The organism is Arthrobacter sp. SIMBA_036, assembly GCF_046535135.1.
GTDB lineage: Bacteria > Actinomycetota > Actinomycetes > Actinomycetales > Micrococcaceae > Arthrobacter.
In genome coordinates this window covers 1-245 of sequence record NZ_JAWRXG010000399.1, presented here as the reverse complement: position 1 = coordinate 245, position 245 = coordinate 1, and the positions used below count along the sequence as shown (strand labels likewise).

General features: G+C 35.1%; 1 protein-coding gene. It reads left to right on the top strand.

The window, feature by feature from the left end; all coding sequences use genetic code 11:
* Positions 1-245 (top strand): condensation domain-containing protein (locus tag SB659_RS20310; protein WP_410551737.1); only part of this gene is annotated, 245 nt, incomplete at both ends.

Sequence of the window (245 nt, the reverse complement as noted above, 5' to 3'; positions counted from 1 at the left end):
ATTAAAAGGAACTAAGCATCAATTAGATGATCCAAAACCGTATAGCGATTATATAAAGTGGCTAAACAGTCAGGATACAGAAGAAGGTTTGGTTTATTGGGACGATTATTTAAAGGGATACGATGTGAAAACAACTATTCCTAGACTCTCTAATGAAAATGGACGTGATTATAAAAGAGGGGAAAGAATAATAGAATTCACAGAAGAAATGACAGAGAAAATCGTACGCCTGGCAACCAAAAACC